General features: G+C 59.8%; 16 protein-coding genes, 4 tRNA genes and 1 pseudogene. 16 read left to right on the top strand and 5 right to left on the bottom strand.

The window, feature by feature from the left end:
• Position 1: 1 nt before the first annotated feature.
• The 4 genes from ileS (at position 2) to ispH (ending at position 4,833) form a co-directional block, all read left to right on the top strand.
• A complete protein-coding gene (gene ileS / locus ATY02_RS31445; protein ID WP_068581048.1) occupies positions 2–2,833 on the top strand; it encodes an isoleucine--tRNA ligase in 2,832 nt (943 codons plus the stop codon).
• Positions 2,826–3,338, top strand: coding sequence for a signal peptidase II (lspA, locus tag ATY02_RS31440; RefSeq protein ID WP_068581052.1), 513 nt, complete (start codon positions 2,826–2,828; stop codon positions 3,336–3,338). Before ileS ends, lspA begins: the two co-directional genes overlap by 8 nt.
• Positions 3,331–3,783, top strand: coding sequence for an FKBP-type peptidyl-prolyl cis-trans isomerase (gene fkpB, locus ATY02_RS31435; protein ID WP_068595631.1), 453 nt, complete (start codon positions 3,331–3,333; stop codon positions 3,781–3,783). The genes lspA and fkpB overlap by 8 nt, the downstream gene beginning before the upstream one ends.
• Positions 3,784–3,885: 102 nt before the next feature.
• Complete coding sequence (ispH, locus tag ATY02_RS31430) at positions 3,886–4,833, top strand: 4-hydroxy-3-methylbut-2-enyl diphosphate reductase (RefSeq protein WP_068580993.1); 948 nt, start codon at positions 3,886–3,888, stop codon at positions 4,831–4,833.
• Here the strand turns inward: ispH and ATY02_RS31425 are convergent, their stop codons facing one another.
• The gene (locus tag ATY02_RS31425; protein WP_068580991.1) at positions 4,834–5,358 is read right to left on the bottom strand and encodes a GspH/FimT family protein; all 525 of its coding nucleotides are present in this window, start codon (positions 5,356–5,358) and stop codon (positions 4,834–4,836) included.
• 304 nt (positions 5,359–5,662) lie between these two features.
• Here ATY02_RS31425 and pilV point away from each other — a divergent pair, with 304 nt between their 5' ends.
• The 5 genes from pilV to thiO are packed head-to-tail and all read left to right on the top strand — an operon-like array spanning position 5,663 to position 9,072.
• The gene (gene pilV, locus ATY02_RS31420) at positions 5,663–6,106 is read left to right on the top strand and encodes a type IV pilus modification protein PilV (RefSeq protein WP_068580988.1); all 444 of its coding nucleotides are present in this window, start codon (positions 5,663–5,665) and stop codon (positions 6,104–6,106) included.
• Positions 6,103–6,813: a PilW family protein gene (locus ATY02_RS31415; protein WP_068580985.1), complete on the top strand. Its 711-nt coding sequence runs from the start codon at positions 6,103–6,105 to the stop codon at positions 6,811–6,813. Before pilV ends, ATY02_RS31415 begins: the two co-directional genes overlap by 4 nt.
• A gap of 38 nt (positions 6,814–6,851) precedes the next feature.
• Positions 6,852–7,502 carry a pilus assembly PilX family protein gene (locus tag ATY02_RS36460; protein WP_068580982.1) on the top strand — a complete coding sequence of 217 codons (651 nt, stop codon included), beginning with the start codon at positions 6,852–6,854 and terminating at the stop codon, positions 7,500–7,502.
• A gap of 15 nt (positions 7,503–7,517) precedes the next feature.
• Entirely contained in the window at positions 7,518–7,919 is a 402-nt protein-coding gene (locus ATY02_RS31405) for a type IV pilin protein (protein WP_068580979.1), read from the top strand.
• Between the two features lie 55 nt (positions 7,920–7,974).
• Positions 7,975–9,072 (top strand): glycine oxidase ThiO, encoded by a 1,098-nt coding sequence (gene thiO, locus ATY02_RS31400; RefSeq protein ID WP_068580976.1) that lies wholly within the window; start codon positions 7,975–7,977, stop codon positions 9,070–9,072.
• A 10-nt stretch (positions 9,073–9,082) separates the two neighbouring features.
• On the opposite strand, the pseudogene ATY02_RS31395 reads toward thiO, so the two are convergent.
• From ATY02_RS31395 to ATY02_RS31385, 3 genes and pseudogenes are all read right to left on the bottom strand, one after another.
• Positions 9,083–9,976, bottom strand: a pseudogene (locus ATY02_RS31395) (sigma-54 interaction domain-containing protein); the annotation flags it as partial.
• A gap of 358 nt (positions 9,977–10,334) precedes the next feature.
• Positions 10,335–10,568, bottom strand: coding sequence for a PP0621 family protein (locus ATY02_RS36290; protein WP_083235883.1), 234 nt, complete (start codon positions 10,566–10,568; stop codon positions 10,335–10,337).
• A 133-nt stretch (positions 10,569–10,701) separates the two neighbouring features.
• A complete protein-coding gene (locus ATY02_RS31385) occupies positions 10,702–11,724 on the bottom strand; it encodes an outer membrane protein assembly factor BamD (protein WP_068580973.1) in 1,023 nt (340 codons plus the stop codon).
• Between the two features lie 150 nt (positions 11,725–11,874).
• Between ATY02_RS31385 and rluD the strand changes: the two genes are divergently transcribed.
• From rluD to ATY02_RS31350, 7 genes are all read left to right on the top strand, one after another.
• Positions 11,875–12,837: a 23S rRNA pseudouridine(1911/1915/1917) synthase RluD gene (gene rluD / locus ATY02_RS31380; protein ID WP_068580971.1), complete on the top strand. Its 963-nt coding sequence runs from the start codon at positions 11,875–11,877 to the stop codon at positions 12,835–12,837.
• Positions 12,834–13,559, top strand: a complete 726-nt coding sequence (pgeF, locus tag ATY02_RS31375) for a peptidoglycan editing factor PgeF (RefSeq protein ID WP_068580969.1) — start codon at positions 12,834–12,836, stop codon at positions 13,557–13,559. Before rluD ends, pgeF begins: the two co-directional genes overlap by 4 nt.
• 130 nt (positions 13,560–13,689) lie before the next feature.
• Positions 13,690–16,254, top strand: a complete 2,565-nt coding sequence (gene clpB / locus ATY02_RS31370) for an ATP-dependent chaperone ClpB (RefSeq protein ID WP_068580965.1) — start codon at positions 13,690–13,692, stop codon at positions 16,252–16,254.
• Positions 16,255–16,548: 294 nt separating this feature from the next.
• A tRNA-Asn gene (locus tag ATY02_RS31365) sits at positions 16,549–16,624 on the top strand.
• A gap of 9 nt (positions 16,625–16,633) precedes the next feature.
• Positions 16,634–16,710, top strand: a tRNA-Pro gene (locus tag ATY02_RS31360).
• Positions 16,711–16,715: 5 nt separating this feature from the next.
• Positions 16,716–16,791: transfer RNA gene (locus tag ATY02_RS31355), tRNA-Lys, on the top strand.
• 93 nt (positions 16,792–16,884) lie between these two features.
• A tRNA-Pro gene (locus ATY02_RS31350) sits at positions 16,885–16,961 on the top strand.
• Positions 16,962–17,094: 133 nt separating this feature from the next.
• Here the strand turns inward: ATY02_RS31350 and ATY02_RS31345 are convergent.
• Entirely contained in the window at positions 17,095–20,667 is a 3,573-nt protein-coding gene (locus tag ATY02_RS31345; RefSeq protein WP_228022239.1) for a transporter substrate-binding domain-containing protein, read from the bottom strand.
• Between the last annotated feature and the right edge of the window lie 142 nt (positions 20,668–20,809).

Here is a 20,809-nt window from a genome sequence, read left to right as displayed (position 1 = left end):
AATGACCGACTATAAAGCCACGTTAAACCTTCCGGACACCGCCTTCCCAATGAAGGCCGGCCTGCCTCAGCGCGAACCACAGATTCTGCAGCGTTGGGACAGCATTGGCCTGTACGGAAAGTTGCGCGAGATTGGCAAGGACCGTCCAAAGTTCGTTCTGCACGATGGTCCTCCCTACGCCAATGGCAAGATCCACATCGGTCATGCGCTGAACAAGATCCTCAAGGACATGATCATCCGTTCCAAGACCCTGTCGGGCTTCGACGCTCCGTACGTGCCGGGCTGGGATTGCCATGGCCTGCCGATCGAGCACAAGGTCGAGGTGACCCACGGCAAGAACCTGTCCTCGGACCAGACCCGCGAGTTGTGCCGCGCCTACGCCTCCGAGCAGATCGAGGGCCAGAAGGTCGAGTTCATCCGCCTGGGCGTGCTGGGCGACTGGGACAACCCCTACAAGACCATGAACTTTGCCAACGAGGCCGGTGAAATCCGTGCCCTGGCCCAGATGGTCAAGGGTGGCTTCGTGTTCAAGGGCCTCAAGCCGGTGAACTGGTGCTTCGATTGCGGTTCGGCCCTGGCCGAGGCGGAAGTCGAGTACCAGGACAAGAAGTCCGCCACCATCGACGTGGCCTTCCCGGTCGCCGACGAGGACAAACTGGCCGCTGCCTTCGGCCTGGCCAAGCTGGCCAAGCCCGCGGCCATCGTGATCTGGACCACCACCCCGTGGACCATCCCGGCCAACCAGGCTCTGAACATCCATCCGGAGTTCAACTACGCCCTGGTGGATACCGGTGAGCGCCTGTTGGTCCTGGCCGAGGAGCTGGTGGAGTCCTGCCTGGCCCGTTACGGCCTGGAAGGTTCGGTGATCGTGACTGCCCCGGGTTCGGCCCTGGAGCTGATCAATTTCCGTCATCCGTTCTATGATCGCCTGTCGCCGGTATACCTGGCCGACTACGTAGAGCTGGGTGCCGGTACTGGCGTGGTCCACTCCGCGCCGGCCTACGGTGAGGACGACTTCGTGACCTGCAAGCGCTACGGCATGGTCAACGACGACATCCTCAACCCGGTCCAGAGCAATGGCGTCTATGCGCCTTCCCTGGAGTTCTTTGGCGGCCAGTTCATCTGGAAGGCCAACCCGGCCATCGTCGACAAGCTGAGCGAAGTCGGTGCGTTGCTGCACACCGAGACCATCAGCCACAGCTACATGCATTGCTGGCGTCACAAGACTCCGCTGATCTATCGCGCGACTGCGCAATGGTTCGTCGGCATGGACAAGCAACCGGTGGCCGGCGACACCCTGCGCGAGCGTGCCCTGCAGGCTATCGAGAACACCCAGTTCGTGCCGGCCTGGGGCCAGGCGCGCCTGCATTCGATGATCGCCAACCGTCCGGACTGGTGCATTTCCCGCCAGCGCAATTGGGGCGTGCCGATTCCGTTCTTCCTGCACAAGGAAAGCGGCGAGTTGCACCCGCGCACCGTCGAGCTGATGGAAGAAGTGGCCAAGCGCGTCGAGAAGGAAGGCATCGAGGCCTGGTTCAAGATGGACGCCGCCGAGCTGCTCGGCGATGAAGCCGGCCAGTACGACAAGATCGCCGACACCCTGGATGTCTGGTTCGACTCCGGCACCACTCACTGGCACGTGCTGCGCGGCTCCCACGATATCGGTCACGCCACAGGTCCGCGCGCCGACCTGTACCTGGAGGGTTCCGACCAGCACCGCGGTTGGTTCCATTCCTCCTTGCTGACCGGCTGCGCCATCGACGGCCATGCGCCGTACCGCGAACTGCTGACCCATGGTTTCACCGTGGACGAAAGCGGGCGCAAGATGTCCAAGTCGCTGGGCAATACCATCGAGCCGGAGAAGGTCAACAACACCCTGGGCGCCGACATCATGCGCCTGTGGGTCTCGGCGACCGACTACTCTGGCGAGATGGCAGTATCCGACCAGATCCTACAGCGTAGTGCCGACGCCTACCGGCGGATCCGCAACACCGCGCGTTTCCTGCTTTCCAACCTGAGCGGTTTCAATCCGGCCACCGATCTGCTGCCAGCCGAAGACATGCTGGCCCTGGACCGCTGGGCCGTGGACCGTACCTTGCTGCTGCAGCGTGAGCTGGAGCTGCACTACGGCGAATACCGCTTCTGGAACGTCTACTCCAAGGTGCACAACTTCTGCGTGCAGGAGCTGGGCGGTTTCTACCTGGACATCATCAAGGACCGCCAATACACCACCGGCGCCGACAGCAAGGCCCGTCGCTCCTGCCAGACCGCGCTGTTCCACATCAGCGAGGCGCTGGTGCGCTGGATCGCGCCGATCCTGGCTTTCACCGCCGACGAGCTGTGGCAGTACCTGCCGGGCGAGCGCAATGAGTCGGTGATGCTCAATACCTGGTACGAAGGGCTGAGCGAGCTGCCGGAAGGCTTCGAACTGGACCGTGCCTACTGGGAGCGGATCATGGCGGTCAAGGTCGCGGTCAACAAGGAACTGGAGAACCAGCGTGCTGCGAAAGCGGTAGGCGGCAACCTGCAGGCCGAAGTGACACTGTATGCCGAAGACGCACTGTCGGCCGACCTGGCCAAGTTGAGCAACGAACTGCGCTTCGTGCTGATCACCTCCACCGCCAGTGTCGCGCCTCTTGCACAGGCGCCGGCGGACGCAGTGGCCACTGAGGTCAGCGGTCTCAAGTTGAAAGTGGTCAAGTCGAGCTTCGCCAAGTGCGCCCGTTGCTGGCACTGCCGTGAAGATGTCGGCGTCCACCCTGAGCATCCGGAGATCTGCGGTCGCTGCGTAGATAACATCAGCGGCGAAGGCGAGGTCCGTCACTATGCCTAATGCCGCAGGCCGTTTCGGTCGTCTGAGCTGGCTGTTGCTGAGCGTGCTGGTCCTGGTCATTGACCAGGTCAGCAAGCTGCACTTCGAAAACTCGCTGACCATGTACCAGCAGATCGTGGTGATTCCCGACTACTTCAGCTGGACCCTGGCCTACAACACCGGTGCCGCCTTCAGTTTCCTGGCCGACGGCTCGGGTTGGCAGCGCTGGCTGTTCGCCCTGATCGCCATTGTGGTCAGCGCGGTGCTGGTGGTCTGGCTCAAGCGCCTGGGCCGGGGTGAGACCTGGCTGGCCATCGCCCTGGCCCTGGTGCTGGGTGGTGCCCTGGGCAACCTGTATGACCGCATCGTCCTGGGTCATGTGATCGATTTCATCCTGGTGCACTGGCAGAACCGCTGGTACTTCCCGGCATTCAACTTCGCCGACAGCGCTATTACCGTCGGTGCCGTGATGCTGGCCCTGGATATGTTCAAGAGCAAGAAAACCGGAGAAACCGTTCATGACTGAACAGGCATTGGCTGGGCAACGCATCGGCCAGAACACCGAAGTCACTCTGCACTTCGCATTGCGCCTGGAGAACGGCGATACGGTGGACAGCACCTTCGACAAGGCTCCTGCGACCTTCAAGGTGGGCGATGGCAACCTGCTCCCGGGGTTCGAGGCGGCGCTGTTCGGCTTCAAGGCTGGCGACAAGCGTAACCTGACCATCGAGCCGGAAAGCGCCTTTGGCCAGCCCAACCCGCAGAACGTACAAGTCATTCCACGTTCGCAGTTCCAGGATATGGAGTTGTCGGAGGGGTTGCTGGTGATCTTTAACGACGCGGCGAACACTGAGTTGCCCGGTGTGGTCAAAAGCTTCGATGAAGCCCAGGTCACCGTTGATTTCAACCATCCGCTGGCTGGCAAGACCTTGACCTTTGATGTCGAGATTATCGACGTCAAAGCGCTTTAAAGCATCGCCGGCAGGCCGTCTCCTATTCTTAAGGAGCCGGCTTGCCGGCGATCCGCTGTCTACAACGATCTAACTTCTTGCGCGCAAGACACGAGGCACAGCATGCAAATCAAACTCGCCAATCCCCGTGGCTTCTGCGCCGGCGTGGACCGGGCGATCGAAATCGTCAATCGCGCCCTGGAAGTCTTCGGGCCGCCGATCTACGTCCGGCATGAAGTGGTGCACAACAAATTTGTCGTCGAAGACCTGCGCAATCGTGGAGCGATCTTCGTCGAAGAGCTGGATCAGGTGCCGGATGACGTCATTGTCATCTTCAGCGCCCACGGCGTATCCCAGGCCGTGCGCAGCGAAGCTGCCGGCCGCGGCCTCAAGGTGTTCGACGCCACCTGTCCGTTGGTGACCAAGGTGCATATCGAAGTGGCGCGCTACAGTCGCGATGGTCGAGAGTGCATTCTTATCGGCCACGCTGGCCACCCTGAGGTCGAGGGCACCATGGGGCAGTACGACTCCAGCAACGGTGGCGCCATCTACCTGGTGGAGGATGAGAAGGATGTGGCCGAGCTGCAGGTGCAGAACCCCGATCGCCTGGCTTTCGTGACCCAGACCACCTTGTCCATGGACGACACCAGCCGCGTGATCGATGCCTTGCGGGCGCGTTTCCCAGCCATCGGCGGGCCGCGCAAGGATGATATCTGCTATGCCACGCAGAACCGGCAAGATGCGGTCAAGCAGCTGGCCGACGAGTGTGACGTCGTGTTGGTGGTGGGTAGCCCCAACAGTTCCAACTCCAACCGCCTGCGCGAGTTGGCCGAGCGCATGGCGACTCCGGCCTACCTCATCGATGGTGCCGAGGATCTGCAGCGCAACTGGTTCGAGAGTGTCGAGCGCATTGGCATCACCGCAGGGGCATCGGCTCCGGAGGTCCTGGTGCGTGGTGTAATCCAGCAGCTCCAGGCTTGGGGGGCGACGGGCGCCGACGAGCTCGCCGGTCGCGAAGAGAACATCACGTTCTCCATGCCCAAAGAACTGCGGGTCCGTTCTCTGCTCTGATCAGCCAGGGGATGTGCATGAAGCCTGTTCGATGATTTCATCGCGCAGGCTGATCCTGCCACTGCGCGATAACACTACCTGATAGAGGCTGCCTTCCCGGGCCCTCTGGCAGATATGCAACGTGCCAGCCTGAAAGGCTCCCGTTGGTAGCAGTGGGCTGCCCATGGCGCTGAAGCGCACGAAATCCTGCACCGGGCGGTTGCCCTCTATTGCGATTCCTCTTGTGCCCCGGCGCTCCATGATCAGTGGGTTCTCCGGATCTTTTGCCCCTTTGCCGCTGATGTCCAGGATGACTCTCCAGCCTTGGCTCCAGCCTCCGCCCATGGCATGGACCAGTGTCGTGTGGCGATGCTGAATCGCTGCGGCCCTGGCGTTGCGCAGATCGCTGGCCAGGGTTCGTGCAGCATCCTGTTGCCGGTTCGAAGACAGCAGTTCACTGAACGTGGTGCTGGAAAGCGGTAGCAGTAACACCAGCAGCGCCAGTGCGGTCAGTAGCTCGATCAAGCTGAAACCTCTCTCGTGCACAGTATTCTCCTCCCTGGAAGTGACGGCTCTGCGAAATCCACAGGCAGGTTTTCACATAGCTGCCTGGACTTATGGCTGGTTATAGCCGCGCTGCGCCTTGAGCTCCCTCATGAATCCCTACAAAGGGTTTCATCGCACCGTGCCCGTTCGCTACCCGCTCTTGCACCGCCTGCTCTGGGACGCACTTGTCGAGTTGGCTGCATTGTATTGCCGGTTGTTCCAGATGCCGCTCCAGCGATGACTCCGGGACTAACCTCAGGCAATGACGATGTTGGTCGTGGCTGTGTCGATGAGCGGAGGGGCAATGGGGCAACGATATGCACAGGCCGGCACGAGCCTGGTGGAGGTGTTGGTGGCGCTCTCGATCCTGGCCTTGGGCTTGTTGGGAGCGGCGTTGGTCCAACTCAAGGCTTTGCAGTACACCGACAGTGCCCGGATGAGCACCCAGGCCAGCTTCATCGCCTATGACATGCTCGACCGGATCAGGGCCAATGCTGGAGCGGATTACACGGTGGCTAGCCGCGGCGATGAGCATAGAGACAATATTCGGGACCAGGACCTGAATGACTTTGCCAGCAACGTTGCAAGCTTTGGCGGGCCGGGTGCCAAGGGCAGCATCAGTCTTGAACGCGGCGTCCATAGCGTCCGTATCTCCTGGGATGACTCACGTGCCGCCGGGGCTTCGGGCACCCAGCGCAGCCTACTGCTGGGCAGCAAGTTGTCGGCAGAAGCGGGAGGTGCCCAATGAGTCATCCAAGCCCGGGATTTGGTCTGGTGGAGATGATGCTGGCGCTGCTCTTGAGCCTGGTTCTGGTACTGGGGGCCGTCCAGGTGTTCATTGCAGCCAAGAGCACCTACATGAGCCAGGGGGCGTCGGCCTACCAGCAGGAGGAGGCGCGTTTTGTCCTGGGCAAGATGCTGCAAGAGATTCGCATGGTGGGGTTTTCCGGCTGCTTGCGAACCATTGAGGATGCCAGTACCGGCGGTTCGTTCTCCCGGCATATGTCGGCGCCGATCCAGTGGAGCCGTGCCGAGCAGAAATTGAGCCTGGTGACCGTCGATATCGGGGAGGTGGGCAGCGCACCGACCTGGAGCCTGGTGACTGATTGTCGGACGAGTGCGGTGGCCTATTCAGGAGTACACAAAGGCGCTGAAGGGCAGCAGGTATTTGCCCTGCGTCGATTGTTCTACCGGTTCAAGAACCATCAACTGCTACTGGGCAGCGGACTGGGCCAGCAGCAAGTGGTGTTGCTGGATAATGTCGAGGCCTTCGATGTGAGTTTTGGCCTGGCCCATTCGGCCACTGCACGCTTGGCGTCTTACTACAGTCGTAATCCGCAGGATCCGGCGCGTATACGCAGCGTCAGGTTGAGCCTGACGCTGGGTGCTCCTGGCGCGGCTGTCCGTGCGCAGCGTTTCACGGTGGTGGCGGCCCTACGTAACAGACTGCCGTGATGACTGCCGTTGTCTGTGCAAGTGCCAAGGAGCGTGGCATGGCGCTTTTGACCAGCCTGGTATTCCTGTCATTGCTGACGATGATTGGCCTTTCAGCCATGCACAATGCCCTGCTGCAGGAGAAGATGGCTGCCAGCCTGGCCCTGTACAATCGCGCCTTCCAGTCTGCCGAAACGGCCTTGAGGGAGGGGGAAGGCGCAGTGCGGCGAGGCGGTCATGTCCTGGCGCCATGTGGCAACTTCCTGCAATGCGCGCCTCCAGAGATCATGGGGGGTGGAGGGCAGTGGATAGCGACGAAAGAGGGTTACTACCGCGTGCAGAACCTGGGGGTAGCCCGGGAGCCGGTAGTCGAGCTTCTTGTGAGCCGCCCAGTGCTCCTGTTTCGAGTGACCGCTGTCGGATTTTCCGGGCCTTTGCGAAGTGTCCTGGAGAGCATTTATGCACATGTGCCGGACGTGGATCGTGGGAAATTGACCGAGGTGGACGTGTTCAGCGGTAAGATGCTCGGCGCTGCGGCAACGGGGAGTAGTGATGCCCGTGAGGATGGACCAGCGGGCCGGGCATTTAGCCAGACCAAGCCGGAACCGGACACCCATGAGACCCGTAGCAGATTCCCTGAGAGCGTCGGTAATGCGGTAGGAAACCTACCGATGGATGGGCGTCGTATCCTGTGGCGACAAATTCAGTAAGCGAGATTCTTGACCATGCGCAGATCCAACCAGGGTCTTACCCTGATCGAAGTCATGATCGTGATTGCGATCATTGGCCTGGTGCTCACCCTGAGCCTTCCCAGCATCACCGAATACATGAAGAAACCGCACCGCAGTGAAATTGCTGTGCTGCTGAGCGAGCAGGCGCAACAGCTCGAACGCTATCACTCCAAGTCCGGGGTCTATAGCAATGCTCCAGACCTTAGCCTGGGAAATGATTACTACAGCATTGCTGCAACCTTGACCGACACGACTTTTTCGCTGGTTGCGCAACCCAAGGCCGATGGCCTGATGGCCGCAGACAAATGTGGCAGCTTCACCATCGACCAGGCCGGTGCCATTGGCCTCAGCAATCAGGCTGAAGGCCTGACCACGAAGGATTGCTGGGGACGCTGAGCAACCCTCCAGAGATCTGGGATCTTTGTTGTCTTTCTCATGATTGGATCGAACTATGGCTAAGCAGCAAGTGCTGGTGGTGGGGGGAGGAGTCATTGGCTTGCTCACTGCCTTCAATCTGGCTTCCGAGGGGCAGCAGGTGAGGCTTCTGGAGCGCTCGGGCCTGGGGCGAGAGTCGTCCTGGGCCGGTGGTGGAATCGTTTCGCCGCTCTATCCCTGGCGCTACAGCCCGGCAGTCACCGCCCTGGCCCACTGGTCCCAGGATTTTTATCCACAGTTGGCGCGGCAATTGTTCGGCGCTACTGGTATCGATCCGGAAGTGCATACCACCGGGCTCTACTGGCTGGACCTGGAGGATCAGGCCCAGGCCCTGGAGTGGGCCCAGTGCGAAGGTCGTCCGTTGAGCCGGGTGGATATCTCGGCGGTACATGATGCCGTACCGGTGCTGGGCAAGGGCTACCAGCAGGCGATCTACATGGCCAACGTAGCCAATGTACGCAATCCACGGTTGGTCAAATCCCTCAAGGCTGCCTTGCAAGCCCTGCCTAATGTGCATATCGATGAGCACTGCACTGTCACGGGTTTTATTCGCGACGAACAACGTGTGGTGGGGGTGCATAGCTCTCTGGGTGAAGTGACGGCGGACCAGGTGGTGCTGTGTGCCGGGGCCTGGAGCGGTGAGTTGCTGGCCGGTCTCGGCCTGGAGCTACCGGTGGAGCCGGTCAAGGGGCAGATGATCCTGTACAAATGCGCATCCGACTTCCTGTCCAGCATGGTCCTGGCCAAGGGGCGTTATGCCATTCCTCGGCGTGACGGGCACATTCTCGTGGGGAGCACCCTGGAGCATGAGGGGTTCGACAAGACCCCGACGGCTTCGGCCCTGGAGAGCCTCAAGAGCTCGGCTGTCGAGTTGGTCCCGGCCCTGGTGGATGCCGAGGTGGTTGGGCACTGGGCTGGACTGCGTCCAGGGTCTCCCGAAGGGATTCCCTTCATCGGGCCGGTGCCCGGGGTCCAGGGGCTATGGCTCAACTGCGGGCACTACCGCAACGGTTTGGTGCTGGCCCCGGCCTCCTGCCAGCTGTTCTGCGATTTGTTGCTGGGCAATCCACCGATCATCGATCCGGCGCCTTACGACCCCGCAGGGCGAATCTAGTCAGCGGGCTCTACTCCAATCCTAGTTTCTTCATGCGGTATCGCATCGAGCGAAACGACAGGCCCAGGCGCTGGGCGGCGGCGGTGCGGTTCCAGCGGGTTTTCTCCAGGGCCTGGAGCAATAGATGGCGTTCGACCTGGAGCAGATGCTGCACCAGGTCGTAGGTCGCCATCGGTTGCTCGGAGGATCCTCTGACGGTTTCGGTGATGGGCAAGTGCAAGTCCGCCAGCTCTATTCGTGGACCTTCGCAAAGGGTATGGGCCCGCTCCAGCAGGTTCTCCAGTTCGCGCACGTTGCCAGGAAAGTCATATTGTTCAAGAGCTTGTAGCGCTTGTGGGTGCAGCTCGAGTACCGGTTGACCGCTACCGGCGGCCAGGCGCTGGAGGATCTGGCGTGCCAGTAGGGCAATATCTCCACGGCGCTCGCGCAAGGCCGGGACCTGTAGCTGGATGACGTTCAAGCGGTAGTAGAGATCCTGGCGAAACTGGCCACGTTCTACCAGGACCTTCAGGTCCTGATGGGTGGCACATAGAATCCGCACGTCGACCGCTCGTTCCGTATGGCTGCCAACAGGGCGAACAGACTTTTCCTGTAGGGCCCGTAACAGTTTTACCTGCATGGCTAGAGGAAGCTCAGCGATCTCGTCGAGGAACAAGGTGCCACCGTTGGCCGCCTGGAATAACCCGGGGTAGTCGGCCAAGGCGCCGCTGAAGCTGCCTTTACAGTGCCCAAAAAGCTCGCTCTCCACCAGGTCGGCAGGAATGGCGCCGCAGTTCAGGGCAATGAACGGTTGTCGGGCCCTGGGGCCCAGTTGGTGGATCAGGCGGGCTACCCGCTCTTTGCCGCTACCGGACTCTCCATTGATGTAGACCGCTGCCAAGCTGGAGGCCAGCTTGGCGATCTGGCGGTTCAAGCCGGCCAGGGCTGATGACTCTCCTGTCAACAGGTTTGAGTGGGAGGAAGCCCTGGCTGCATCGGCCAACAGCACCGTTTGCCGTGAGTTCATGACAGTTGCGATTTCATCCATGAAAAGAAGCGGGAGGCGACGATGCCGGTAGCCCGAGAGTTGAAGTCTAGGCCCCGTGGGGCAGGAGCGGGGAGATCGGGATACGTTGGGCGAGGCCTGTAACCGTCCGGACGCGTTGTAAACCCGGGCGCTGAAGCCTGCTGTCGAAGGGGCTGGGGTGGGAGAGTTTTTTGTCGCCAATTGTTCTGGCGTGGGAGGGCGATGGCCCTGCACCGGTAGGGCAGGGCCGGTAGAGTCAGCGGTCTTGGCTGCCTGGCCCCTGTTCCAGGTGTGCCTGGCTGCAGTACCACTGTTGCGACAGGCTCAACGCCCGATCCTGTGGCAGGTGTACGCCGCAATGGGCGCAACGCACCATGGGCGTGGTAGTGGGTTCACTTGATGCACGAGGGGCCGAATCGGGCCGCTTGAATTTGCGCCAGAACCATACCGCAGCAGCAATCAGAGCTATCCAGAACAGTAGACGAACCATGGTGACCAGCTTAGTAGGGAAAGATACGGCAGTTTAGCCAAGCGCTTGCCGGGCGCACAGGCCTATGAAACTCGGGACATGAAAAAGGGAGACTTCAAGTCTCCCTTTGTTTGGACTGCGCCACTGTCAGCAATCAGTCGAACACGCCTAAGGTCATGTAGCTGAACCAGGAGCGATCGCTGTTGTTGCCTTCGGCTTCGTGGTTTTCTTCCTCGATAGCATCGCTATTGCCATTCTTGGACTTGAGTTCTGCGGGAATCGCGTCCTTGGCATCCTGGTACTGCTTCATGATGTCCTGGTTGGCGCGGGTTTCTCCCGGTGGCAGCGGTGGGCGGGACTCGATCAGGCCCAGGGTGGCCTTGCTCAGCCAGGAGCGGTTGTCAGCTTCGGCTACCCGCGGTACGAACTGGCCATCCACCAGGCTTGGGTGGTTCGGGTAGTTGAGCTTCAGGGTTTCCAGGCTGGTGGCTGCCAGTTCATCCAGGTGCAGGCGCTGATAGGCCTCGGTCATGACCGCCAGGCCATCGCCTACCGAAGGGGTCTCCTGGAAGTTCTCGACGACGTAGCGGCCACGGTTGGCTGCGGCAACGTACGCCTGGCGGGTCAGGTAGTAGTCGGCTACGTGGATTTCATAGGAGGCCAGCAGGTTGCGCAGGTAGATCATGCGCTGCTTGGCATCCGGTGCGTAGCGGCTATTGGGAAAGCGGCTGGTGAGTTGGGCGAACTCGTTGTAGGAGTCGCGAGCGGCACCCGGGTCGCGCTTGGTCATGTCCAACGGCAGGAAGCGCGCCAGCAGGCCCACGTCCTGGTCGAACGAAGTCAGGCCCTTGAGGTAGTAGGCGTAATCCACGTTCGGATGTTGGGGATGCAGGCGAATGAAGCGCTCGGCAGCCGACTTGGCGGCTTCTGGCTCGGCATTCTTGTAGTTGGCGTAGATCAGCTCGAGCTGTGCCTGATCGGCATAGCGACCGAAGGGATAGCGCGACTCCAGGGCCTTGAGCTTGGAGGTGGCACTGGTGTAGCTATGGTTGTCCAGGTCGGTCTGCGCCTGCTGGTACAGTTCGACTTCGCTCAGGTTTTCGTCAACGACTTCCTTCGATGAGCAAGCAGCAGTCAGTGCGAGGATGGCGATCAGCAGCAGGTGTTTCACTTGCATAGCGGCTTGCGTCCCTATGACGGCCGCTGTCTTGGGCGGGGCCGTCCTGTTATGATGAGCGCCCCGTTGAAAGCCTCGGGGCAAAAGACGCCGTATTTAACCACAAGCGCGCAGCCGAAACCAAAGGCTGTGCCGACCCCCAGTCCGAGCATGTCCGATAAAATTGAACTTCGCGCAGAGGTGCCGTCCGAACTGGGCGGTCAACGCCTCGATCAAGTCGCCGCCCAACTATTCGCCGAACATTCGCGTTCGCGCCTTTCCGCCTGGATCAAAGACGGTCGACTGACCGTGGATGGGGCGGTACTTCGCCCGCGGGATATCGTGCACGGCGGTGCCGTCCTTGAGTTGACTGCCGAGCAGGAAGCCCAGGGTGAATGGGTCGCTCAGGACATCGAGCTGGACATCGTCTATGAAGACGACGACATCCTGGTGATCAACAAACCAGCCGGCCTGGTGGTGCACCCGGCTGCTGGCCATGCTGATGGCACCTTGCTCAATGCCCTGCTGCATCACATCCCCGACATCATCAATGTGCCACGGGCCGGTATTGTCCATCGCCTGGACAAGGACACCACCGGGCTGATGGTCGTGGCCAAGACCATTCAGGCCCAGACGCAGTTGGTCGCCCAACTGCAGAGCCGTACCGTCAGCCGCATCTATGAGTGCATCGTGATCGGTGTCGTGACCGCCGGTGGCAAGATCAATGCCCCGATCGGGCGCCATGGCCAGCAACGCCAACGCATGGCGGTGATGGAAGGCGGCAAGCCTGCCGTCAGTCACTACCGAGTGCTGGAGCGTTTCCGTTCCCACACTCATGTGCGGGTCAAGCTGGAAACCGGTCGTACCCACCAGATCCGGGTGCATATGTCCCATATCAACTTCCCGTTGGTGGGGGACCCGGCATATGGCGGCCGCTTCCGCATTCCTCCGGCAGCCAGCCCGACCATGGTCGAGTCATTGAAGAACTTCCCGCGCCAGGCGCTGCATGCACGTTTCCTGGAACTGGACCACCCGACCACCGGTAAGCGCATGAGCTGGGAGTCGCCGTTGCCGGAAGACTTCGTCTGGCTGCTGTCGCTGCTCAAGCAAGACCGCGAGGCGTTCATCGGATGAATGACTGGCTGATTCCCGACTGGCCAGCGCCGGCTGGAGTCAAAGCCTGTGTTACCACCCGTGAGGGCGGCGTCAGCCTGGCGCCGTTCGACAGTCTCAATCTGGGTGATCACGTTGACGATCATCCTGAAGCGGTAGCCGAAAACCGTCGTCGCCTCACTGAACGCTTCGCCATGGCCCCGGCCTGGCTGCAGCAGGTGCACGGTGTCGCGGTGGCCCACGCCGATCCGGCCGTGGTTGCAACCGCCGATGCCAGCTGGTCCGCGACCCCAGGTATTGCCTGTACGGTGATGACCGCCGACTGCCTGCCGGCGCTTTTCTGCAATCGCGCCGGAACCCGGGTCGGGGCCGCTCATGCCGGCTGGCGTGGGCTGGCTGCCGGGGTGCTGGAAGCCACGCTCGATCATTTGGACGTGCCAGCTTCTGAGGTCCTGGTATGGCTGGGGCCGGCCATCGGTCCGCAGCGTTTTGAAGTGGGCGCCGAAGTGCGTGAAGTGTTCGTCGCCCAGCTGGCCGAGGCCGAGCAGGCCTTCGTGCCGAGCATCAATGCCGGGCGCTTCATGGCCGATATCTACCAACTGGCCCGCCTGCGCCTGGCGGCCCGTGGCGTCACGGCTGTTTATGGCGGTGGTTATTGCACAGTCAGCGACCCTCGCTTCTTCTCCTATCGGCGCAGTCCGCGTACCGGGCGTTTTGCTTCCCTCGTCTGGCTCGAGCGCTAGACTAATCTGACTTGCGTCAAGCAACTGGCGCTTGAATCTCCCAGAATCGACCGCATCTAGAGAATCATCTGGCAGGTTTCTCTATTTAGGTGTGTCCATCGCTCCGGCCTGCTCAAAAGGAAGGTGACTAATGCGTATAGACCGATTAACCAGCAAGCTACAGCTGGCCTTATCCGATTCTCAATCCCTGGCGGTTGGCCTCGACCACCCAGCCATCGAGCCGGCGCACCTGATGCAGGCTCTGCTTGAACAACAGGGCGGTTCCATCAAGCCTTTGTTGATGCAGGTGGGCTTCGACGTCAACAGCCTGCGCAAGGAACTGAGCAAAGAGCTCGACCAACTGCCGAAGATCCAGAACCCCACTGGCGACGTGAACATGTCCCAGGACCTGGCGCGCTTGCTCAACCAGGCCGATCGCCTGGCCCAGCAGAAAGGCGATCAGTTCATTTCCAGCGAGTTGGTGCTGCTGGCGGCCATGGATGAGAACAGCAAGCTTGGCAAGTTGCTGCTGGGCCAGGGCGTGAGCAAGAAAGCCCTGGAGAATGCCATCAACAACCTGCGCGGTGGCGAGGCGGTGAATGACGCCAACGTCGAAGAGTCGCGCCAGGCGCTGGACAAGTACACCGTCGACCTGACCAAGCGTGCCGAAGACGGCAAGCTCGATCCTGTGATCGGTCGTGACGATGAAATTCGCCGTACGATCCAGGTGCTGCAGCGCCGGACCAAGAACAATCCGGTGCTGATCGGCGAGCCAGGCGTGGGTAAAACGGCCATTGCCGAGGGGCTGGCCCAACGGATCATCAACGGTGAAGTGCCGGATGGCCTGAAAGGCAAGCGTCTGTTGTCCCTGGATATGGGGGCATTGATTGCTGGTGCCAAATATCGCGGTGAGTTCGAGGAGCGCCTCAAGGCATTGCTTAACGAACTGTCGAAGCAGGAGGGGCAGGTCATCCTGTTCATCGACGAACTGCACACCATGGTCGGTGCTGGCAAGGGCGAGGGCTCGATGGATGCAGGCAATATGCTCAAGCCTGCCCTGGCCCGGGGGGAGTTGCACTGCGTCGGTGCCACTACTCTCAACGAGTACCGTCAATATATAGAGAAGGATGCGGCTCTTGAGCGGCGCTTCCAGAAAGTGCTGGTGGACGAGCCTAGCGAGGAAGACACCATCGCGATCCTCCGTGGCTTGAAAGAGCGTTATGAAGTGCATCACAAGGTGGCCATCACCGACGGTGCGATCATCGCGGCTGCCAAGCTCAGCCATCGTTACATTACCGATCGGCAGTTGCCGGACAAGGCCATCGACCTGATCGATGAGGCGGCCAGCCGTATTCGCATGGAGATCGATTCCAAGCCGGAGGTGCTGGACCGCTTGGAGCGACGCTTGATTCAACTGAAGGTCGAATCCCAGGCCCTCAAGAAGGAAGACGATGAGGCCGCGATCAAGCGGTTGGAGAAGCTGCAGGAAGAAATCATTCGCCTGGAGCGTGAATATGCCGATCTTGAAGAGGTCTGGACTTCAGAGAAAGCTGAAGTACAAGGCTCTGCCCAGATTCAGCAGAAGATCGAGCAATCGCGTCAGGAGCTGGAAGCCGCTCGTCGCAAGGGCGATCTGAACCGCATGGCCGAGTTGCAGTACGGGGTGATCCCGGATCTGGAGCGCAGCCTGCAGATGGTCGACCAGCATGGCCACAGCGAAAACCAACTACTGCGCAGCAAGGTCACCGAGGAAGAAATCGCCGAAGTGGTGTCCAAGTGGACAGGCATTCCGGTATCGAAAATGCTCGAAGGCGAGCGTGACAAGCTGCTCAAGATGGAAAGCCTGTTGCACCAGCGGGTCATCGGCCAGAACGAGGCTGTCGTGGCGGTAGCCAACGCAGTACGGCGCTCCCGTGCAGGATTGTCCGACCCGAACCGGCCAAGTGGCTCGTTCATGTTCCTTGGCCCGACCGGGGTCGGTAAGACGGAGTTGTGCAAGGCTCTGGCGGAGTTTCTTTTCGATACTGAAGAGGCCATGGTGCGGATCGATATGTCCGAGTTCATGGAGAAACACTCCGTCGCGCGCTTGATTGGTGCTCCTCCGGGCTATGTCGGTTACGAGGAGGGTGGCTATCTGACCGAGGCTGTGCGTCGTAAGCCGTATTCGGTGATCCTGCTGGATGAGGTGGAGAAGGCGCATCCGGATGTGTTCAACATCCTGCTGCAGGTTCTGGAAGATGGCCGGCTGACGGATAGCCACGGACGCACGGTCGATTTCCGTAATACGGTGATCGTCATGACCTCCAACCTGGGCTCTGCCCAGATCCAGGAACTGGTGGGGGATCGTGAGGCCCAACGTGCAGCCGTGATGGACGCGGTCTCTACGCACTTCCGTCCGGAGTTCATCAACCGGGTGGACGAAGTGGTGATTTTCGAGCCTTTGGCACGGGACCAGATCGCCGGTATCACCCAGATCCAACTGGGCCGCCTGCGTAGCCGTCTGGCGGAGCGTGAGTTGAGTCTGGTGCTGAGCGACGAGGCCTTGGACAAGCTGATCGCGGTTGGTTACGACCCCGTGTATGGTGCCCGGCCGCTGAAACGGGCGATCCAGCGTTGGATCGAGAACCCGTTGGCGCAGTTGATCCTCTCTGGGGGCTTCTTGCCTGGGGGAACGATTACGGCCTCGGTGCAGGAGGACGAAATCGTCTTCAACTGATCATCAGATCGCCTGTAGATAAAAAGCCTCGCATTGCGAGGCTTTTTTTTCACTAGGGCGTTGAACTATAAGGAAAAGGCTTGTAAAGTGCGCCCCGCAGTCAGTCACCCCTCAGGTTTTTTCTGCTGAAGAAGAAACCGGCAATGAACTCGCAAATCATTGTCTTAAAAGCAATTTAGGGGGTTGACAGAGGTTTTAAAGATTGTAAAATGGCGCGCCTCAGAGACATGAACGTAGCGATACGAAGAAAGTCGAAGAGGATGAAGCAACACGTTGTAGCTTGAAGTGCTTAGTTCCGTGATAGCTCAGTCGGTAGAGCAAATGACTGTTAATCATTGGGTCCCAGGTTCGAGTCCTGGTCACGGAGCCAACTTCAAACCGGGGTATAGCGCAGTCCGGTAGCGCGCCTGCTTTGGGAGCAGGATGTCAGGAGTTCGAATCCCCTTACCCCGACCATATTTGGGTCGTTAGCTCAGTTGGTAGAGCAGTTGGCTTTTAACCAATTGGTCGCAGGTTCGAATCCTGCACGACCCACCATTTTTGAAACCAGTTCGCTGGAATCGAATCTTAAGAGCAGGGGCCAAAAGCACTGTTCGAAGAAGGCGCCTCTTGAAGGTGCCTTTTTTTTACCGGGGTATAGCGCAGTCCGGTAGCGCGCCTGCTTTGGGAGCAGGATGTCAGGAGTTCGAATCCCCTTACCCCGACCATATTTACGAAAAGGGCACCTCTAGAGGTGCCCTTTTTCGTTTGTCTGCTCGTAAGGTTCCAAGGATATATTGAGCGTTGCTCGGCTGAAGCGAACAACGCTTAAAGACCAGTAGTCGCTGCCCTTTCAGCGCTCTAGTGTTCTTCCCGGCTCTTGTATTCTCCAAGCAAGCCCAGTTCTAGAGTCATGATCGCCTGTTTCACCTGTTCAACACGTTCGGTGATTACCGCCAAGGATAGGTCGGAGCTGAGGCAGGCATCCTCCAGTTGACGACAGCTTTCTACCAGCTGTGCACCTTTTACCACTCGCGCTGCGCCTTTAATACGATGCGCCAGTTCCGCCAGTTCAGTGATCGCCTGGTCCCGCAAGCACGTTGTCAGTGCCTGTAGGTCTTTACGGTTGCTGCTCAGCAGCTCGTTCAAGAGTTGATGCAGCATTGCCGCTTCGCCTCCCACCAGGGTATGCAGGGACTCGAGGTCGAATACCCGGGGTGGTTGAGTAAGGTCTTGTGGAGGCGCGGAGGTCGGCCCCTGTTCACTCTCATCGACCTCGCCCAACGTCAGCAGGCGCTCCTCCAGTTCGTCGAGGCTGATGGGCTTGACCAGGCAATCATTCATTCCGGCCTGGACACAACGGTCTGTCTCTTCAGGTTGCGCGTCTGCAGTCAAGCCAACGATGGTCACGGGCTCGCAAGCATTGTCACGTTCATCCTGACGGATAGCCCGGGCCAATTCAGCGCCATTCATGATGGGCATGTGATAGTCGGTGATGATGATGTCGAAAGCGTGCTCGCGCCAGATATTCAAGGCATCCAGGCCGTTCTCTGCCTCGACTACATCATGTCCGAGGAAGCACAGCTGTTGTTGCAGAACCTGGCGGTTCACTGAGTGATCGTCCACCACGAGAACTTGCAGGCGGCGCATCTGGCGCGCCTTGGGCTGGGCGGGGCGTTCGCTGGTGGCGACCCGTTCCAGGGCCTGCAGGCGCAACTCCACATTCACCCGAGTGCCATGGCCCAACGAACTGTTCAGGGAAATCTGGCCCCCCATCATTTCGCACAGGGAGCGACAAATCACCAGGCCCAGGCCCGTACCTTCTGCGTTCGGTACGTTGCGCTCCACCTGCGAGAACGGCCGGAACAGGCGTTGTTGGCTGGCCGGGGATATTCCGATCCCTGAGTCTTCGACGCAGAGGTTGATCCGCAGCAAGGCGTTTTCCATCAAGTCCGCCGTTATGGTCACCTTGATGAAGCCAGCCTCGGTGAACTTGATAGCGTTGCTCACCAGGTTGGAAAGGATCTGTTTGAAGCGCATCCCATCTACCAGGACATCGCCGTTGATGCTGGAGTCGATCTCGAGGATCAGGCTCAGGCCTTTCTGCCGTGCCAACCCCTCGAATACCCTGGCGACCGACTCCACCAGCTCGCGCAAATTGGAACGCTTGGGCGAGAGGCTCAGGCGTCCGGATTCGATGCGGGCAATATCGAGGATATCGCCGATCAGCTCCAGCAGGCTTTTGGCCGAGTTATAGGCGATATCGATACTGGAGCGTTCAATCCTGTCGTTGTTGGCACGCTTGAGTTCCAGCTCCAGGATGCTGATGACTGCATTCATTGGGGTGCGTATTTCATGGCTCATGGTCGCCAGGAACGTCGTCTTGGCCCGGCTGGCCTCATCTGCAAGGTTTTTCGCTTCCTTGAGCTCCTGGACCAGGTATCGGTGCTTGGTAATGTCCAGCCAGCCACAGATCACGCCTTTGGTAACGCCATTGGCGTCCTGGAAGGGCTGGATCCAGTGTTCTATCCAGACCTCCTTGCCCTGCAGTTGTATGGCATAGATGGACGTGACCGTCTGCCCATCATTGATCGCTTGCAGATAGCTCTGGTGCAGATCGGGTTCCGCAGAGAAGTGCTCGCTGGGCAGTTGCTGCACGGTCTTGTTCAGGACCTGTTCGGCGCTCAGCCCGACACTACGCAAATAGCTGCGATTGCAGGACAGCATATTGCCCTCCAGGTCTCGTATGTAGAGCACCGGGGGCATGTTTTCGGTCAGCGTTTCGATGAAGCGCAGTTGATCATTGAGTGTCTTCTCGGCCTTGATGCGGCGCTGCAGATAGAAGCCCCAGATCAAGGACAGCAGGAGCAGTAATGCCGCTCCGGTAATGATTTCCGCGATTACGATGCTGTAGTCGCGCCAGGTTTCGCTGCTCATGCCTGGCGGTGAGCGCCAGTGATTGGCCATGGCATTGAGATCGTCGGCGGGGAGGCTGAGCAAAACCTTGTCGAGGATCGATTGCAGCTCCGCATCGCCTCGACGTACGGCAAAGCTGGCGGTTTTCTGGCTGCTGTGGATCAGGCCGGCAACGGCCAGGCGATTCTGGAACAGGCGGACGATGTAGTAGCGCGATGTGGGCAGGGCGACCACCGCTGCGTCAGCACTGCCTGAGTAGACCTGACTCATGCTATCCAGCGAGGTTTGTGTCTCTATCACCTGGGTCTTGGGATACAGCTCGCGTACCTGTTGCAATGCCACATGCCCGGCGGGTATGGCCAGGCGCTTGCCAATCAGGTTGTCTGGTACTTGTGCCCAGGCTGTCCTGTCCGTCTGGGTGATGAGTACAAAGGGGCTGTTCAGGAACGGGCGAGTAAAGCGCAGGCTCTCCTCTCGCTGCGCACTGGCGGTCATGATGGCCAGGTCCGCCTCGGAGCGTTGCAGGGCTTCAATCTGTTGCGGGTAGCCACCGTTGCGGGCGGTTACTTCGAATCGCAGGCCTGTGCGCTGGCTAATCACTTCCAGCAGTTCAGCCGCAACACCGGAAAAAACGCCTTTGGCATCGTAAAAGGCCACAGGTGCCAGGTCATCGTTGATCACTAGGCGCACGACTGGGTTACGTGCGATCCAGCGTGATTCCTCTGCGGTCAAGGGGACTCGTTCATCTGATGGCAAGAAACCGCTTCCCACCCAGCGTTGGGTCAGGCTGGTGAGTTTTTCCTGGCCGATGCTGCTGATGCTCTGGTCGAGGATCTTCTGCAGGCGCTGGTTGTTACTGCGTACTGCAAAACCATAGCCGGCGCTGGATGGGCCTATGAAGCGCTCGAACTTGAGAAAGCCATAGTAGGCACGATTGATATGGAAGTAGGCGCTGAGTAGGTCGTCGACGTAGATCTCTGCATCACCGAATGCTGCGGCAGCTATCGCTTCTTCGTGGGATGGATAAATCAGCAGATGGGCCAATGGAAAGCGTGACCGCAGTTCTGGGCTGTGTTCCTTGGTCACGGCAATCCGCCGCCCGGCGAGATCGGTTGAGGCGTTGCGCGGGTCATTGTTGCGTTTGAACAGGGCCAGGCGGCCTTCGGCGAACGACTGGGTGAAGCTGAGGCTGTGCTCGCTTCGTTCGGAGCTGTGACTGCTCAGCAAATCGATGTTGGCTGTTTTCAGGGCCTCTATGGCTTCCTCCCGGGTGGCAAAGGGAACGATTTTTATGCTGACTCCGAGCATCTGGCCGATCAGTGCGCTGATATCTGCATTGAGCCCCTCATAGCGATTATCGTTGTAGCTGACGCTAAACGGTGGCGATTCCGCGGCAATGGCGCCGATCTTCAGTTCCTGCTTGCTCCGTAGCCAGCGCCAGTCTTCTTCCTCCAGCATGAGTTCGTGAGGGTCCAGGCGTGCAGTGCTGTACAGGGTCGTAGGTAGCACCTGGGCCATTGCCAGTTGGGCTCCCATTATCGTCAAGCAGCTAAGAAGCCAGTTAAGTGGTAAATGCATGATCGCTTCTGGAATCAGGAGGTCAGGAGGGAATGGTCAGCAGACAATGCTGTGATGAGCATTGGCTGGTGGCGGCAGAATA

It is taken from the genome of Pseudomonas sp. BIOMIG1BAC (genome assembly GCF_001705995.2).
Lineage (GTDB): Bacteria > Pseudomonadota > Gammaproteobacteria > Pseudomonadales > Pseudomonadaceae > Aquipseudomonas > Aquipseudomonas sessilinigenes.
Note: the sequence above shows the minus strand (reverse complement) of the source record. Positions and strands in the feature narration are given on the sequence as shown.